The 15,236-nt window shown below is 65.9% G+C and carries 16 protein-coding genes; 8 read left to right on the plus strand and 8 right to left on the minus strand.

Going from position 1 to position 15,236, the window contains the following annotated elements; all coding sequences use genetic code 11:
- The first annotated feature begins 34 nt into the window (after positions 1 to 34).
- The 7 genes from ileS (at position 35) to E8L99_RS13515 (ending at position 7,121) form a co-directional block, all read left to right on the plus strand.
- Positions 35 to 2,989, plus strand: coding sequence for an isoleucine--tRNA ligase (gene ileS, locus E8L99_RS13485; protein ID WP_137100030.1), 2,955 nt, complete (start codon positions 35 to 37; stop codon positions 2,987 to 2,989).
- A 510-nt stretch (positions 2,990 to 3,499) separates the two neighbouring features.
- Complete coding sequence (locus E8L99_RS13490; protein WP_137100031.1) at positions 3,500 to 3,745, plus strand: hypothetical protein; 246 nt, start codon at positions 3,500 to 3,502, stop codon at positions 3,743 to 3,745.
- A gap of 125 nt (positions 3,746 to 3,870) precedes the next feature.
- Complete coding sequence (locus tag E8L99_RS13495) at positions 3,871 to 4,116, plus strand: hypothetical protein (protein ID WP_137100032.1); 246 nt, start codon at positions 3,871 to 3,873, stop codon at positions 4,114 to 4,116.
- A gap of 125 nt (positions 4,117 to 4,241) precedes the next feature.
- Positions 4,242 to 4,490, plus strand: coding sequence for a hypothetical protein (locus tag E8L99_RS13500; protein ID WP_137100033.1), 249 nt, complete (start codon positions 4,242 to 4,244; stop codon positions 4,488 to 4,490).
- Positions 4,491 to 4,700: 210 nt separating this feature from the next.
- Complete coding sequence (lepB, locus tag E8L99_RS13505) at positions 4,701 to 5,420, plus strand: signal peptidase I (protein WP_137100034.1); 720 nt, start codon at positions 4,701 to 4,703, stop codon at positions 5,418 to 5,420.
- Between the two features lie 98 nt (positions 5,421 to 5,518).
- Entirely contained in the window at positions 5,519 to 5,866 is a 348-nt protein-coding gene (locus E8L99_RS13510; protein WP_137100035.1) for a YciI family protein, read from the plus strand.
- Between the two features lie 4 nt (positions 5,867 to 5,870).
- Positions 5,871 to 7,121: an RNA polymerase sigma factor gene (locus tag E8L99_RS13515; protein ID WP_137100036.1), complete on the plus strand. Its 1,251-nt coding sequence runs from the start codon at positions 5,871 to 5,873 to the stop codon at positions 7,119 to 7,121.
- Here the strand turns inward: E8L99_RS13515 and E8L99_RS13520 are convergent.
- The 5 genes from E8L99_RS13520 to E8L99_RS13540 form a co-directional block, all read right to left on the minus strand.
- On the minus strand, positions 7,111 to 7,539 hold the full coding sequence (locus E8L99_RS13520) for a hypothetical protein (protein WP_137100037.1): 429 nt from the start codon (positions 7,537 to 7,539) through the stop codon (positions 7,111 to 7,113). The genes E8L99_RS13515 and E8L99_RS13520 overlap by 11 nt on opposite strands.
- Before the next feature lie 339 nt (positions 7,540 to 7,878).
- Positions 7,879 to 8,307, minus strand: a complete 429-nt coding sequence (locus E8L99_RS13525) for a hypothetical protein (RefSeq protein ID WP_252511107.1) — start codon at positions 8,305 to 8,307, stop codon at positions 7,879 to 7,881.
- A gap of 36 nt (positions 8,308 to 8,343) precedes the next feature.
- The gene (locus E8L99_RS13530) at positions 8,344 to 8,967 is read right to left on the minus strand and encodes a trimeric intracellular cation channel family protein (RefSeq protein ID WP_137100038.1); all 624 of its coding nucleotides are present in this window, start codon (positions 8,965 to 8,967) and stop codon (positions 8,344 to 8,346) included.
- A 6-nt stretch (positions 8,968 to 8,973) separates the two neighbouring features.
- Entirely contained in the window at positions 8,974 to 9,606 is a 633-nt protein-coding gene (grpE, locus tag E8L99_RS13535; protein ID WP_137100039.1) for a nucleotide exchange factor GrpE, read from the minus strand.
- Between the two features lie 87 nt (positions 9,607 to 9,693).
- On the minus strand, positions 9,694 to 10,719 hold the full coding sequence (locus tag E8L99_RS13540) for a 2-dehydropantoate 2-reductase (RefSeq protein WP_137100040.1): 1,026 nt from the start codon (positions 10,717 to 10,719) through the stop codon (positions 9,694 to 9,696).
- A 208-nt stretch (positions 10,720 to 10,927) separates the two neighbouring features.
- On the opposite strand from E8L99_RS13540, the gene E8L99_RS13545 reads away from it, so the two are divergent.
- Complete coding sequence (locus tag E8L99_RS13545; RefSeq protein ID WP_137100041.1) at positions 10,928 to 11,170, plus strand: hypothetical protein; 243 nt, start codon at positions 10,928 to 10,930, stop codon at positions 11,168 to 11,170.
- 3 nt (positions 11,171 to 11,173) lie between these two features.
- Here the strand turns inward: E8L99_RS13545 and E8L99_RS13550 are convergent, their stop codons facing one another.
- The 3 genes from E8L99_RS13550 to E8L99_RS13560 form a co-directional block, all read right to left on the minus strand.
- Positions 11,174 to 12,652 (minus strand): glycosyltransferase family 2 protein, encoded by a 1,479-nt coding sequence (locus E8L99_RS13550; RefSeq protein ID WP_210421765.1) that lies wholly within the window; start codon positions 12,650 to 12,652, stop codon positions 11,174 to 11,176.
- 814 nt (positions 12,653 to 13,466) lie between these two features.
- Positions 13,467 to 13,676 carry a cold-shock protein gene (locus E8L99_RS13555; protein ID WP_137100043.1) on the minus strand — a complete coding sequence of 70 codons (210 nt, stop codon included), beginning with the start codon at positions 13,674 to 13,676 and terminating at the stop codon, positions 13,467 to 13,469.
- 40 nt (positions 13,677 to 13,716) lie between these two features.
- Positions 13,717 to 14,916, minus strand: a complete 1,200-nt coding sequence (locus E8L99_RS13560; RefSeq protein ID WP_137102111.1) for a DEAD/DEAH box helicase — start codon at positions 14,914 to 14,916, stop codon at positions 13,717 to 13,719.
- Positions 14,917 to 15,236: the final 320 nt, after the last annotated feature.

A 15,236-nucleotide genomic window follows, 5' to 3' on the forward strand; every position in this document is an offset into this window, starting at 1 on the left:
CGCGGCGACCGAGCCGCATGATCCGGTAAATCCGATGTCCGATCCGTTCGACTATTCGAAGACCCTCTTCCTGCCCGAGACGCCGTTCCCGATGCGCGCCGGCCTGCCGGAGAAGGAACCGCAGATCCTCAAGTCATGGGAGGAGATGGGCCTCTACGATCGCCTGCGCCGCACCGCCAAGGGTCGCGACCGCTTCGTCCTCCACGATGGCCCCCCCTATGCCAATGGCCACCTCCATATCGGCCACGCGCTCAACAAGATCCTCAAGGACATGGTGACGAAGTCGCAGCAGATGCTGGGCTTCGACAGCGACTATGTGCCCGGCTGGGACTGCCACGGCCTGCCGATCGAGTGGAAGATCGAGGAAGAATATCGCGGCAAGGGCAAGAACAAGGACGATGTGCCCGTCGTCGAGTTCCGCCAGGAATGCCGCGCCTTCGCGACCCGCTGGCTGGAAATCCAGCGCGAGGAGTTCAAGCGGCTTGGCGTGGTCGGCGACTGGGCCAATCCCTATCAGACCATGACCTTCCACGCGGAAGCCCAGATCGCCGACGAGATCATGAAGTTCGCCGCGACCGATCAGCTCTATCGCGGCTCCAAGCCCGTGATGTGGTCGGTGGTGGAAAAGACCGCGCTCGCCGAGGCCGAGGTCGAGTATCACGACCATACCAGCGACACCGTGCATGTGGCTTTCGCCGTGCGCGCCGTCGATCTCGATGCAAGCCAGGTCGACAAGGACAAGCTCGCGCTGCTCAAGAATTCGCGCGTCGTCATCTGGACCACCACGCCCTGGACCATGCCGGGCAACCGCGCCATCTCCTATTCCAACCGCATCGGCTATGGCCTCTACCGGGTGATGGCCGCGCCTGCCGACAACTGGGCGCGCGTCGGCAACACCTATGTGCTGGCAGACAAGCTGGCGGCTGACGTCTTCAAGGCCGCCAAGGTCGAGAGCTTCGAGCGCGTGACCGACGTTTCGGCAGCCGAACTCGCAGGGATCACCGCGGCCCATCCGCTGGCGAACCTCGGTTATGGCTTCGACGTGCCGCTGCTGGACGGCGACCACGTGACCGATGATGCGGGCACGGGCTTTGTCCACACCGCCCCGGGCCATGGCCGTGAGGACTTCGACATCTGGATGGCCAACGGCCGGATCCTGGCCGAGCGCGGCATCGAGACGCGGATCCCCTATACCGTCGACGGCGACGGCCGCTTCACCACGGAGGCACCGGGCTTCGAAGGCCGCCAGGTCATCACCGAAAAGGGCGAAAAGGGCGATGCCAACCAGGCCGTCATTGAGGCTCTGATGGCCGCCGACTCGCTGGTGGCACGTGGCCGACTGAAGCATCAGTACCCGCATTCCTGGCGTTCCAAGAAGCCGGTGATCTTCCGCAACACGCCCCAATGGTTCATCGCCATGGACAAGCCCTATGCGGATGGCACGACGCTGCGCCAGCGCGCGCTGAAGGCGATCGGCGATACCCAATGGGTGCCGGAATCCGGCGAGAACCGCATCCGCGGCATGATCGAGAACCGCCCGGACTGGGTGGTCTCGCGCCAGCGCGCCTGGGGCGTGCCGATCGCGGTCTTCGTCCACCAGGAGACGAACGAGATCCTCAAGGACGAGACGGTCAACCTGCGCATCATCGAGGCCTTCCGCCAGGAAGGCGCCGACGCCTGGTTCAAGGCCGACGCCAAGCAGCGTTTCCTTGGGCCTCAGCACAAGGCGGACGAGTGGGTGAAGGTCGACGACGTGCTCGACGTCTGGTTCGATTCAGGCTCAACCCATGCCTTCACGCTGGAAAGCCCGCAGGACTTCCCGAACTTCGCCGGCCTCAAGCGCAAGGTCGACGGCGGCGCCGACACGGTCATGTATCTCGAAGGCTCAGACCAGCATCGTGGCTGGTTCCATTCATCCCTGCTGGAAAGCTGCGGCACCCGTGGCCGGGCCCCTTACGACGTCGTGCTGACCCACGGCTTCGTGCTCGACGGCGAAGGCCGCAAGATGTCGAAGTCGCTGGGCAATACCGTCGCGCCGCAGGACGTGATCAAGCAGTCCGGCGCCGATATCCTGCGCCTGTGGGTGGCGGCCTCCGACTATTCGGATGACCTGCGCATCGGCAAGGAGATCCTGCAGACCACGTCCGATGCCTATCGCAAGCTGCGCAACACCATGCGCTGGATGCTCGGCGCCCTGAAGCATCACGACGGCTCTGATATCGCCGGTGAGGTGCCGGAGCTTGAGCGGCTGATGCTGCACAAACTCGCCGAACTCTCGCCAGAGATCCACGCGGCCTATCGGACCTATGACTACAAGAAGGTCTTCGCGCTCCTGACCCAGTTCATGAACGTCGACCTCTCGGCCTTCTATTTCGACATCCGCAAGGACCGCCTCTATTGCGATCCGTGGTCGTCGCATGAGCGCAAGGTGGCGCTGGCGGTGATCGAGGAGGTCTTCAAGGCGGTCACCACCTGGCTCGCGCCGATCCTGTCCTTCACCTGTGAGGAAGCCTGGTGGGATCGCTACGGCCGCGATGGCAGCGTCCATCTCGAAGGCCTCTACACGGCCGACAGCGCCTGGCTGGATACCGATCTCGACGCCAAGTGGGAGAAGATCCGCAAGGTGCGTCGCGTTGTCACCGGCGCGCTCGAAGTCGAGCGGGCGGCCAAGCGGCTGGGCTCGTCGCTGGAGGCAGCACCCACCGTGTTCATCGCAGATGCGGACCTGATGGCGGCGCTGGACGGCGCCGATCTCGCCGAGATCGCCATCACCTCGGCGGCGACTGTCGCTGCGGGCGAGGGGCCGGCGGATGCCTTCCGTCTCGACGAGGCCAAGGGCATCGCGGTCGTTTCGGCCAAGGCGGCGGGCGTCAAATGCGCGCGGAGCTGGAAGTACTTCGACCCGGCGACCGCCGATCCGCACCATCCCGACATCACGCCGCGCGATGCGGCCGCGATGAAGGAATGGAGCGGCCGCCACGCCCTGTAGGCGGGTGCGGGGCAGGGCAGTGGCCCTGGCCCTAAGTCCATATGCCCTTTGCCCCGGCTTCCTCGCGACCCGCGGGGAGGGGCCCTTGACCGTGCCAACCGGCGGGGCCGCGTCAACGCGTGCGCCGCTGGAGAAGGCCTTGCAGGCGTGCTGCGGCCGGTGCGCTGGGCGCCATCACACTGCCTTTTTGGCGCCCGGCTCCTGCGGCCATACCTCTTCTGCCTCCTGAATCGCCAAGCTCAACAATTGGTCAAAATGCATGATCGCGAACGCGTGATTGCGTCGTGAATTGCGTCCGCGCATGACTTTCCCTCGGGGAATGCGTTCGTGCATATTTGCAAGCTGACGTTTCTAAATGAGTGTGCGTTTTCTCATTTTCGTGATTGGCATGTGATCGGGAAGAGGTCCATCTCAGTCCTCGTCGGCGGCGGACACCTCCCACCGACCACGAACCGAACATCCACCGACCAGCCAGTGTCCCTCCCGGCCGGTATGAATTGGAGAAGACCCATGAAGAAGATCATCCTTGCTGCCGCTCTGGCCGCCCCCTTCGCCCTCGGCACCGCTGCCTTCGCTCAGGAGGCCGGTGGCTTCGTCGGCGCCCCCTCGAACGACATCGTGACCACGCCTGCGACCGGTCCGGCCGCTGCCCCCCGCGAGTTCATTGGTCGTGCCAAGCAGGCCCCGATGACCCGCTCCGAGCGCGTCGAGATCGACATCCAGCAGGTTCCCGCCACTGTCGGCGGCAATTCCTGATCCCTCTTCCGGACCCCCGTCCGGTTTCCCGATGCCGGCGGCGGACACCTCCCGCCGGCACCGCTCAAGCCAATAACCGGCCCGCTTCGTGTCCCTCCCGGCCGGACACCCTTTGGAGAATTCCCATGAAGAAGATCATTCTGGCTGCTGCCCTCGTCGCCCCCCTCGCCCTCGGTTCGGCTGCCTTCGCGCAGGATGCCGGTGGCTTCGCTGGCGCCCCCGTCAACGACATCGTGACCACGCCCCAGACCGGCGCTCGCGAGTTCACCGCCCGTAACCGCGCCGTCCGTCAGGTCGTTCCGGTCACCCGCGCCGAGCAGGTCGAGATCGACATCCAGCAGGTTCCGTCGACCACCGGCGGCAATTCCTGATCCCCCTGCCGGGTCATGAGACCCGGCATCGGTCCCGGCGGCGGACACCTCCCGCCTCGACCGCCCCAACAGATAGCCCGGCCATCCGTGTCCCCCATTGGCCGGGTCCGCATTGGAGAAGACCCATGAAGAAGATCATTCTGGCTGCTGCCCTCGTCGCCCCCCTCGCCCTCGGTTCGGCTGCCTTCGCGCAGGATGCCGGCGGCTTCGTCGGCGCCCCGTCGAACGACATCGTGACCACCCCCCAGGCCGGCTCGCCCCGCGAGTTCACCGCCCGCACCTCGGCCGTCGGCCAGTCGGTCCCGGTGACGACCGCCGAGCGCGTGCAGATCGACCGTCAGGTCGTGCCGAACTCGACCGGCGGCAACAACTGAGCTGCCGATGGGCGGGCGCTGTCGCCCGCTAGGAAACGTGCATGGGGCCGCGGGCGCGAATGCCCGCAAGGACCCTGCCTGCGAGACGCCGGAGAGCTCCCCCGCTCCGGCGTCTTTCGCATATGTGAGCCGGCAGACGGCCGTTGAAGCCGCCTCAAGCCAGCCGCATTTGCGACCGATGGTCCGCGCCCTGCGTGCCTGGATCCTGCCATGACTCGTCTCCGTGACCTCGCCAACACCGTTTTCGGCGCCGTTGTCATCGTCATCGTGCTGAGGTCCTTCGCCTTCGCCACCTATCACATCCCCTCCGAGAGCATGGTTCCGACCCTTGAGGTCGGCGACCGGGTGGCGGCGCTGAAATTCCCCTTCGGCTTCAGCCGCTATTCCCTCGTTGGCGGCGAATATCTGCCGCGGTTTCCCGGTGATACCGGCCGCATTCCCGGGGCCATGCCATCGCGCGGCGATGTCGCGGTCTTTCGCCATCCCATCACCGGCCAGGATTTCATCAAGCGCGTCGCCGGCTTGCCGGGAGACCGGGTGGCGATCCGCGAGGGCCGGCTCTGGCTGAACGGCGAGGCCGTTCTGCTGAGCGAGCCACGCCAGTGGATCTATCGCGATCCCGCGGGCGATGTCGTCGCCGTCACCGCCTGGCGCGAGACCTTTCCCGGCGCCGAGCCGCATACGATCCTGCTGCGCGACCGCAGGTCGCCCATGAGCGACATGGCCGAGCAGGTGGTGCCCGAGGGCCGGCTGTTCATGCTGGGCGACAACCGCGACAATTCCTCCGACAGCCGTTTCGCCACCATGGGCTTCGTGCCGGTGGAGAATCTGATCGGCCGCGCCGGTGCCATCCTCTATTCCCTCGCCAGCTGCGACCACGAGGCAGGCTTGCGCTGCGCGCCGCGCCGCATGCTCGAGCGGGTGGAATAGGTTTCGCGAAGAAAATCGACGGGCCTGTCGAAATCGCGAGGGCTCGCGCGTCTTCGGTCCAGCAGGGCATGATGCCCCGCAAGGACAAGGAGACGACAATGCAGTTCGCGATTCTGATCTATGGCAATGAAACCGCCATGATGGCCATGAGCGAGGCCGAACAGGCCACGATGCTCGGTGCCTACAAGGCCTATTCGGAAGCACTGGTGGCGGCCGGCGCCATGCGCGGCGGCGAGCGCCTCAGGCCGTCGCCCACCGCCGCCTCGGTGCGCATCGTCAATGGCAAGTCGGAAGTCCTGAACGGTCCCTATGCCGAGACGCGCGAGCAGCTCGGCGGCTTCTATCTGATCGATGTGGCCGACATGGACCTGGCTTTGGCCTGGGGCGCTCGTTGCCCGGGCGCGAGCCATGGCACGATCGAGGTCCGGCCGATCTGGACCATGTGAGACCATGGAGAGGACCGATCCTCGCGGCGCTGCGGGCACGGCGGAAGCCGTCGCCCGCCAGGCCTATGGCAAGCTGGTCGCCTGGCTGGCCGCCCGCACCCGCGATGTCGCCGGCGCCGAGGACGCCTTGTCCGAGGCCTTTGTGGCGGCACTCCGCCATTGGCCGGAGGCGGGCATTCCCGCAAGCCCCGACGCCTGGCTGATGACGGCGGCGCGCCGCCGCCTGATCGATGGCCATCGCCGAAGATCGGTGGAAGCGAAGGCGATCGAGGATCTGCTGGTGCTTGCCGGGGACGAGGCGGCTGAGGACGCGGCGGCCGTTCCCGACGACCGGTTGTCCCTGATGTTCGTCTGCGCGCATCCGGCCATCGAGCCGCGCATGCGCGCGCCGCTCATCTTGCAGACCCTGCTCGGCTTCGATGCCGGCACGATCGCCTCGGCCTTCCTGGTCGCTCCCGCCACGATGGGCCAGCGGCTGGTGCGGGCCAAGCGCCGGATCGCAGAGCTTGGGCTGGCCTTCGCCGTGCCGGAGCGCGACGAATGGCCGGAACGGCTCGATGCGGTGCTGGAGGCGATCTATGCCGCCTATGGCGAGGGCTGGGCCGATCCGAGCGGCCAGGAGGCGCGCCTGCGCAATCTCGCCGAGGAGGCAATCTGGCTCGGCCGGCTGCTGGTCGCGCTCCTGCCCGACGAGCCGGAGGCGGCAGGCCTGCTCGCCCTCATGCTCCATTCGCACGCCCGCCGGTTCGCGCGCCGCGACGCTGATGGCCGCTATGTGCCGCTCGCCGCTCAGGAGATGGCGCGCTGGGACGAGGGGCTGATCGGCGAAGCCGAGGCGTTGCTCGCCCGTGCCGCCCGGGCCGGCCGCTTCGGCCGCTATCAGCTCGAAGCCGCCATCCAGTCGGCCCATGTGGTGCGCCGCCGCCTTGGCCGGCCGGACTGGCAGGCGATCGGCGTGCTCTATGACGCACTATTCGATCTGACCGGCTCGCCCGTGGTGGCTCTCAACCGCGCCGTCGCCCTTGCCGAGCGGGAGGGCGCGGCAGCGGGGCTTTCCGCGCTCGACGCAGCCGCACGCGATCCGCGCCTGGAGTCCTACCAGCCCTATTGGGCTGCGCGCGCCGCCATGCTCGAAGCGCTCGGCGATCCCACCGGCGCCGCCAAGGCCTATGGCCTGGCGATCGGGCTTGAGACCGATCCGGCGGTGAGGGACTTCCTGCAGGCCCGCTGCGCGGCGCTGCCGCTCAGTCGTTGACGCCTGTCTCGGCGAAGCGGAAGCCATCGGCCTTCTTGGTGAAGTAGAAGCCCGTATCGCCGCAGAAGACCACATAGGAATGGGTGCCCTCGCCGTCCTTGTCATAGACGGGCCGCACGTTCTGCAGGCATGTGCGGTTGCGCTGGGTGAACAGCTGCCGGTAGGTCGTCCGCAGAAACGCGGCCTGATCGTGCATGTCCCCGTTATGCTGCATCGGAAAGCGCGAGAGCGCCGCCACCGCATTCGCGTCGTTCGCGCGCAGAGCCTGGCGGAAGCCGCCGATGAACTCGCGGAACTCCGCCTCGATGGCCGGCGGCCCCGGGGGCACACGTTGGGCGAGGGCGGCGTCCGTCGTGAGGGCGGCGACGACAAGTCCGAAGGCGGCGGCGAAGGCGAAGCGGCGGTGCATGAGCATCATGGTCCATAGGTCCTTGTTGGGCGTCGCCCGAGGTGTCTGGTGGTCGCCTCGGTGGGCCCCGGTGCGGCAGGTCCGACCGCGTCGGCCGTTGAGTCCCGGCAGTGCCGCTATGGTCTTGACCGGATGAAGGGGTGGCGCTCCGGGGGCAGGCGCCTTTCCTGTCTCGCCTTTTGGCAGCGCAATGCTGAGGCTTCATGCCGCAGCGGACGTGACCGTGTTTCCGAGGAGAAGGCATGCGCTTCTGCAGCCATGCTTCCCGGGTCGGGTGGCTGGTCGCAGGTCGCATCGATCGCTGTCCGCGCATAGCGCTGCAGCTTGTCCCAAGCGCGTGGAAGAGGGCTAGTCGTCGACCCCGGTATCAGCGAAGCGGAAGCCGTCCTGCTTCTTGGTGAAGACGAAGATCACGTGGCCGCAGAACATCAAGAAACTGTCGGTGCCTTCGCCGTCGCGCTCGTAGACCGGTCGCGCCGTCTGCAGGCAGGTACGGTTGCGGGCCGTGAACAGGTCCCGATAGATCGTGCGCTGGAAATAGGCCTGATCGCGTGCCGCGCCGTTATAGATCATCGGCAGCCGGGTGTGGGCGGCAACCCCGGCGGGATCATTGGCCCGGAGCGCCTGGCGGAACGGGACAAGAAACTCACGGAATTCCGCCTGTAGAGCGGGCGGTCCGCGCGGCACGCGCTGGGCAAGCGCGATGTCGGATGTGAGTGTGGCGGCGATGAGCGAGGCGGCGGCTGCGATGCGGGTGATCCGAGCTGCAATGCCCATGTCCTGATATCCCTGTCGTTGCATCGCCCGATGGAACTATTCGTCGGCTCTCTGGCCATATTGCGGCAGTGACCAGCCTCTCAGGATCGCCAGCGCCCTGAGGCCGAAGCCGACCACAAATCCGAGCACCGCCGCCACCTCAAGCGGGAGAACCGCCATGGCGGCGGTGAAGGCGGTCGACCCCGCCAGTGCCGCGGTCACATAGACGTCGCGGCGTAGCACCAGCGGCACGTCGCCTGCGAGAATGTCGCGGATGATGCCGCCAAACGTCGCGGTCACCACGCCGAGTAGCACGGCCGAGACCGGTGGCGCGCCCGAGGCGAGCGCGGTCGCCGTGCCGGTGATCGCGAACAGAGCAAGCCCCAGCGCATCGGCCCAGAGCAGCGTGCGGGCGCGGCCCTCGCGCTCGAAATGATGGGCCGACACGAAGGCCGCGAGCGACACCGCCGTGCAGATCAAGACCACGGTCGGATCCATGATCCAGGCGACCGGACGGGCGCCCAAGAGCACGTCACGCAATGTGCCGCCGCCAATGCCGGTGACGGTTCCGAGCAGCACGAAGCCGAACGGATCCATGCCCTTGCGGGCGGCTACCAGCGCGCCGGTCAGCGCGAAGACCGCCACTCCCACCCACTCGATCAGCGGCAGGAGCCCGGTCATGTCGGATCAGGCGCCTTGGGAAGCGGCGGACGCCGGTGCTGCCTTCGGGCCGCCCTTCGATACGCCGACAAGTGCTGGACGCAGCACGCGGTCGCCGATCACGAAGCCGGCCTGCACCGTCTGCACCACCGTGCCGTTGGGAACCTCGGTGTTCGGCATCTCGAACATGGCCTGGTGCAGGTTCGGGTCGAACTTCTGGCCGTCGGGCTCGATCTTCTTCACGCCGTGCTTGCCGAGTGTCTTGATCAACTCGCGCTCGGTGAGGTCGATGCCGTCCAGGAACGCCTTGACCGGACCGTCGGCGGGGCGTGCATCCTCTGGAAGGGTCTCGAACGCGCGGCGCATGTTGTCGGCCACCGCCAGCATGTCGCGGGCAAACGAGGTCACGCCATAGGTCTTGGCGTCGGCCACCTCGCGCTCGGTGCGCTTGCGGAGATTCTCCATCTCGGCGAGCGTCCTGAGCACGCGATCCTTCATGTCGCGGGCCTCCGCGCGGGCGGCCTCCAGTTCGGCCTCAAGGCTGTTCCCGGCTTCCTCCTCACTCGGCGCATCCACGGCAGGGCTGTCCGGCGTCGGATTGTCGTGGAGGGGCGCGGTGTCTGTCTCGGCGTTCGGGCGGGAATCGGTAGGGCGGGTCATGGCGTGCTCGCTCGCGAGGAAGGGGTTGGCCCGCATATCGAGGCTTTGGCCGCCAAAATCAAGGCTGAACTCGACAATCAGCCGCGCTCAGGCGGCCGCAACCCGCTGCCTGAGCGTGGCTCCGTCGAGCCTTTGGCCAGCACTGTGGCTTTCGATGAGCCCGATCATCGCCGCATTGCGCGGTGTTGCGACATTCACCCGGGCGCCGAGCCGCACCACCGCGCCGCAGAGATCGTCGATCTCGGTCACCCGCCCGGCCTTCACATCGTCCCACATCGAGGAGCGGGCGGACGGGTCGATGGTCAGCATGCTCGCGGCAATCCGCGAGAAGGCCCAGGTCGGCAGGCGCAGGATCAACGGGATCGCCCAGGGTGGTGCCGCCCCCACCTTGGCCGGTCGAATGCCCGCCGCCTTCATCACCGCCATAGCCTCGTCTTGCAGGGCGGCCAGCACCCAGCGATAATCGGGATCGAGCAATTCCTCGCGCAATGGCAGGCCGGACAGGGCGTTGACCGGGTTGTTGAGGTTCAGAAGCAGCTTGCCCCATTGCACCGCCGCCATGTCGGAGCTGAAGGCGAGCGGCAGCCCGGCCCTGAAGAAAATGGCTTCGACTGCACGGGTTGCAGGGTGGTCGATCACATGGAGCACACCGGACGTGGTCTGCCGGCAGGCAAGCCGGCCATCGGCATCATGGTCGAGCGTCACGTTGAACGGCACCATGCCGGCGAGCGCCACAAGAGCCGGCGCTGCTGCCGCGATGCGCGCGACATTGTCGACCCCGTTCTGCAGCGAGAGAACCGGCGTGCCGGCGGGCAAGGCCGCGCCAAGCTCGGCTGCGGCCTTGGCTGTGGCTCCTCCCTTGGTCGCGAGCAGCACCATCAACGGGCCGGGCTTGGCAGCGGCATCGGCCGCGGTCTCGGCCACCGCGACGGAGCTTGCGACGAGATCGGCGCTGAAACCGTCGAAGGAGGCGAGAGACAAGCCGTGTCCGGCAATCTCGGCGCGCCTGGCGGACCTGGCCACGAAAGTCACGTCGGCACCGGCCGCAGCCAGCCGCCCGCCGACATAGCAGCCGATGGCGCCGGCACCCATGACGACGAAGCGATAGGTCATGCGGCTGCTCTCCTCACTGCGCCATCATTGGAGATGCCAATGCGCGGGGCAAGCCCGAGCCATAGGCTCTCCCGGCCAACGCGATCCTGATACCCATCGCCGATACCCCCGGTGTTTTCCCTAAGCGATGTCACGTGGGGGATAGGCCCGATCCCGCATCCCTCCGCCTGTGCCTATATCGGTGCAAGCGAGCGCAGGAGGAGGACGGATGGCCCAGCGGAGTTTCGCCGTCGTTCCCTTCGTCCAGCAGGGTTCGCGGCTGGTTGCCGAGGACGTGCATTATCTCGACACCTACGAGCAGGCGCGCACGGTGGCCAATTTCGTCGCCCGCAAGCGGCCGGGCGTGCTGATCCTGTCGGTCTCGCCCTCTGCGGACGACGAGGACCCGGAAATCCTGGTGATCGATCAGATCGGCGCGGGGCTTGCGAGCACCACGGCGACCTTGCACTAACCATTATGCGCCACGACTGACCTCATGCCGGCCCGTGAGGCCGGTCAGGACCGCAAGACCGTGTTCGCGCCAGAAGTGCCGATCGAAAGCATGCAGATCGTCGGCATCCCAGAGAAAATCCGAGCTCTCGGTGTGATGGTCATAGTGGTGATGCCAGCCGAGAACGTTCAGTTCATGGGGCGACCACCGTGTTTGCCGGTCACGTAGCACCTTGCGTGCTCCGTGAGCAGGCGACCTGATCGGGTAGTGCTGAAGCAGGAATTTGTAGCCGAAGTCCCGCGCCCCGGGGAAGTCGGCTCGGTGGCCGCCGCTCGTTTCAAGGTCGACGCGCTCAAAGCCCTGCAGCCATGCCTTGCTCTGCAGATAATGCCCAGGTCTGTCGCCAAACTCGAAATGTCGCAGTCGGGATCTGACCGATCTGATGTGTCTTTGAGGGCCACGGATGGGACGGAAGTTCGTTAGTGTGAAGCCAACACGTGTGGCGCCGGCCCCACTCGCAATTGCGAGGCCTTCGGCAAGTGTCAGCCCCGGGAACGGTGCGCGCCGAAACTCGTCGGCATCCACGTGGAGAATCCAGCGGCCGGGATGTGCCCGTGCCAGTTCGGCCTTGCGGGCCAGAATGGCGCGCCATTCGCCGAAGGCTGGCCGGACACGGTCGGGAAACCGTTCGATGGAGACGTCTGGACCACGCCGCAATACAAGATCGCGAAGGATGTCCCAGGTGCGATCCGTTGACCAATTGTCCATGACCGCGACCTCGCAGCCCTGTTCGAGAAGGTCCTGGACGGACTCGGCCACGATATCCGCTTCATTATAGGTCGCCATGATGGCCAGTGGCCGGCGGGCAAGAGACGGCGGATGCAGGATTTGCCAGTCGATGATGGGGTCGTTGATGGCCACGATAGGGCGCGCATGCCGTCCGGTGACACCGGGATTGCACGAGCCGACAAAGAGGGGCGGCGGTAGCTGTTCGCCGAGGCGCCGATTGTGGAACTGAATTGCGGACCGGCGAGGCCTGCCATGGCCCGCGGGCGTCTCGCGGCCTGCACGAATGACCATGGCGCCTTGCTCATACCAGGCCGCCAGGCGGCCAAGATGGCTCATCCCCGCATCGGCCTTTGACAGATCACGCGTGCAGAGGATCACCGTGTTGGTTGACGCGCCCACGAAAGCGCTCATGGCGTCGTGATCCGAGGCTGAAAAGGCGCGGCGCCGACGCGACCGGCCTGATGCGAGGAGGCTCATCTCGATACCGCCGCACGGGAGACAGTGCATGCCAAGCAGGCGATCACGCCCGGTCGCTGCGCCAAGATGCGAGATCAACGCACGGTAGGTATCAGGCCTTTCCGATTGGCTGGCCGGCGGATCGACGCGCCAGGTCGTGCTGGTGTGGAACCCGTCGCCGCCGCCGGCAATCTTGCGTGTCGATGAGCGGATCCTTCTGGATCGTGCGATTCCGTCTGAGAGCTTGCCAAGCACCATATGCATTCGCCCAATCGCTCGAAGCATATGTCGCTGTCAGATCGATCGGCGTGAAAGCGATATGCTTGGGAAGCATGAGTGTGGCGGCGAATTGGGAATTGAGTCCACCAATCGAAGGGTCGGCTTATGAATTGAATATTGTGTCGACAAAATAATATGAAATTAAGAGACATAGAACGCTAAAAGAAGTGGTATGGCGAGATATATTTAGCGACAAGAGAGGAAGAATATTTCGCTGTTGGCGATTAAGGCGCGGGATTATCGGTGAATGCAGCGGGCCAGAACGGTGCGCTGTCTCGCGGCCTCAGGTATTGTTCACAGCAGTCTGCGCAATTGAGGGTTGTGCTATCGGCAGGGGGCGGTCATTTGCTTTGCCGTGACGGCTGGCGCCATCCAGTTGGCGGCACTCGATGCGCAATCCGCAAAAGGTGAGGCCGCCGCCGGCAAATAGGCGGCGGGTCGCTAAGCTGGGGTGCAAGCTGGTTGTTTCAGATAGGTCGCCGACCACTAGGTAGCGATGCATGGGGCAAGAGTGTTGCGCCGCCAATCAGGCGGGCGACGCAGCCTTGTTGATCAGTGCGACAGGTCCAAAAAGGCCGCTTCGAACGCTTCGCCGGGGAATGCATGCGATGCAAAGCCCCCGGGTTCCGGAAGGCAGGGCACGTGGCCCCGTCACCGGATCGTCAGGTCAGGCACTTCCGGCGCCATGCGACTGGCGGCCGCCGCCTCGACGGGAAAAGGTTCCGGGACCGTCAAGGGTCCCGGCCATCAGGCGGCGACGCGGCTTTGTCGAGCGCGCCGCAGGAGGTCTGCCTCAGGCGAGCTTGAGCTCGTCGGCCGACTGCTTGCCCGTGCGACGGTCGGTTGCCAGCTCGTAGCTCACCTTCTCGCCTTCGCGCAGGTCGTTCAGGCCGGCACGCTGCACCGCGGAGACATGGACAAACACGTCCTTGCCGCCGTCATCGGGCTGGATGAACCCATAGCCCTTCTGGGGATTGAACCACTTCACTATCCCGGTCGCCATCGATTGCTCCTCATGTTGGCGGTGGAGGGAGGGAGTTGTGTCACGCAGCCCGTCGGCGGGGCTGGGGACGCCTTTGCGGCTGCGGCGGGCGCGGCGCTTCACGGCGCGGCTGCGGCAGGCCGGGGGTTCTGGCGACCGACATGGCAACGCGTGTCAGGCGCTCGATATCCTTGAGGAAGGTCTTCTCGCTCGGATCGCAGAAAGCGAAAGCGATACCGGTCCGGCCGGCCCGGCCGGTCCGGCCGATCCGGTGGACATAGCTCTCGGGCTCGTTGGGCAGGTCGTAGTTCACCACATGGGTGACCTCGGCCACGTCGATGCCGCGAGCGAACAGGTCCGTTGCGACCAGGATCCGGACTTCGCCCGACTTGAACGCGGCCAGCGCACGCTGGCGGGCGCCCTGGCTCTTGTTGCCGTGGATGGCATCGGCCGAGAAACCGGACTTGCCCAGCTGTTCGGCCAGCCGGTTGGCGCCGTGCTTGGTGCGGGTGAACACCACCACGCGGGCCAGCGCCGGGTCGGCCAGCAGGTTTTCCAGGAGGTCCCGCTTGGACGCGGTCGGCACATGATAGACGTGCTGCTCGATCGCCTCGACGGTGACGACTTCAGGTGTCACCTCGACGCGCATGGGCTCCCAGAGAATGGTCTTGGCGAGCTTGGCAACGGCGGTCGGCATGGTGGCCGAGAACAACAGCGACTGGCGCTGCTCGGGCAGCTTGGCGATGATCTTGGTGACATCGCGAATGAAGCCCATGTCGAGCATGCGGTCGGCTTCGTCCAGGACGAGATGCGTGACCGTGTCGAGCTTGACGGCGCCCTGGTTGATCAGATCGAGCAGGCGGCCGGGCGTTGCGACAACAATGTCCATGCCGCGCGCAATGGCCTGAACCTGCGGGTTCTGGCCGACGCCACCGAAGATCACCGTGTGGCGGATCTTGGTATATTTCGCCATCTTGGTGATGCTCTCACCAATCTGCAGGGCGAGTTCGCGGGTCGGGGCGAGCACGAGGGCACGCACGCTCTTTGGCGCGACACGGGTCGTGTCTTCCATGAGGTGCTGCAGGATCGGCAGGGCGAAAGCGGCGGTTTTGCCGGTTCCGGTCTGTGCAATACCGATCAGGTCGTGATCTTCGAGGAGGTGGGGGATGGCCTTCGCCTGGATCGGCGTCGGCTGCGTGAAGCCTGCGTCGCGGAGGGCGCGCAGGAGCGGCTCGGCAAGGCCGAGATCCGCAAAAGTCATATCGTTCAAGAAGGGGAGTCTTTCAAAACCACCGTCAGTACCCCGTGGGCCTGTCCGGCTGAAGAGTCATGATCCGCGCGCCGAGGAGGATCAGACGGGTTGGTCGCACCGGATATCCGGTTGTCGACGCCTGGAACATACATAGGCGGCGCAGCGCAGTCACGACGATGATGGGGAGAGGATGGGGGATCGATGCCCGATCGTCAAGCCCGACAACAAAAAATAGGACAAACTCGCTGTCAGGAAGCTGACTATTCTTGAAACATGCTTTCCAACTTCGTGTCCGACTCCAGGCCCGACCGCGACACCTGCCCACGTCT

It is taken from the genome of Phreatobacter aquaticus, assembly GCF_005160265.1.
GTDB classification, from domain to species: domain Bacteria; phylum Pseudomonadota; class Alphaproteobacteria; order Rhizobiales; family Phreatobacteraceae; genus Phreatobacter; species Phreatobacter aquaticus.

What these genes read in the sequence shown, in the direction of transcription:
- ileS (WP_137100030.1), top strand. Translation starts at nt 35, where the DNA reads ATGTCCGATCCGTTCGACTATTCGAAGACCCTCTTCCTGCCCGAGACG.
- E8L99_RS13490 (WP_137100031.1), top strand. Translation starts at nt 3,500, where the DNA reads ATGAAGAAGATCATCCTTGCTGCCGCTCTGGCCGCCCCCTTCGCCCTC.
- E8L99_RS13495 (WP_137100032.1), top strand. Translation starts at nt 3,871, where the DNA reads ATGAAGAAGATCATTCTGGCTGCTGCCCTCGTCGCCCCCCTCGCCCTC.
- E8L99_RS13500 (WP_137100033.1), top strand. Translation starts at nt 4,242, where the DNA reads ATGAAGAAGATCATTCTGGCTGCTGCCCTCGTCGCCCCCCTCGCCCTC.
- lepB (WP_137100034.1), top strand. Translation starts at nt 4,701, where the DNA reads ATGACTCGTCTCCGTGACCTCGCCAACACCGTTTTCGGCGCCGTTGTC.
- E8L99_RS13510 (WP_137100035.1), top strand. Translation starts at nt 5,519, where the DNA reads ATGCAGTTCGCGATTCTGATCTATGGCAATGAAACCGCCATGATGGCC.
- E8L99_RS13515 (WP_137100036.1), top strand. Translation starts at nt 5,871, where the DNA reads ATGGAGAGGACCGATCCTCGCGGCGCTGCGGGCACGGCGGAAGCCGTC.
- E8L99_RS13520 (WP_137100037.1), bottom strand. Translation starts at nt 7,539, where the DNA reads ATGATGCTCATGCACCGCCGCTTCGCCTTCGCCGCCGCCTTCGGACTT.
- E8L99_RS13525 (WP_252511107.1), bottom strand. Translation starts at nt 8,307, where the DNA reads ATGGGCATTGCAGCTCGGATCACCCGCATCGCAGCCGCCGCCTCGCTC.
- E8L99_RS13530 (WP_137100038.1), bottom strand. Translation starts at nt 8,967, where the DNA reads ATGACCGGGCTCCTGCCGCTGATCGAGTGGGTGGGAGTGGCGGTCTTC.
- grpE (WP_137100039.1), bottom strand. Translation starts at nt 9,606, where the DNA reads ATGACCCGCCCTACCGATTCCCGCCCGAACGCCGAGACAGACACCGCG.
- E8L99_RS13540 (WP_137100040.1), bottom strand. Translation starts at nt 10,719, where the DNA reads ATGACCTATCGCTTCGTCGTCATGGGTGCCGGCGCCATCGGCTGCTAT.
- E8L99_RS13545 (WP_137100041.1), top strand. Translation starts at nt 10,928, where the DNA reads ATGGCCCAGCGGAGTTTCGCCGTCGTTCCCTTCGTCCAGCAGGGTTCG.
- E8L99_RS13550 (WP_210421765.1), bottom strand. Translation starts at nt 12,652, where the DNA reads ATGGTGCTTGGCAAGCTCTCAGACGGAATCGCACGATCCAGAAGGATC.
- E8L99_RS13555 (WP_137100043.1), bottom strand. Translation starts at nt 13,676, where the DNA reads ATGGCGACCGGGATAGTGAAGTGGTTCAATCCCCAGAAGGGCTATGGG.
- E8L99_RS13560 (WP_137102111.1), bottom strand. Translation starts at nt 14,916, where the DNA reads ATGACTTTTGCGGATCTCGGCCTTGCCGAGCCGCTCCTGCGCGCCCTC.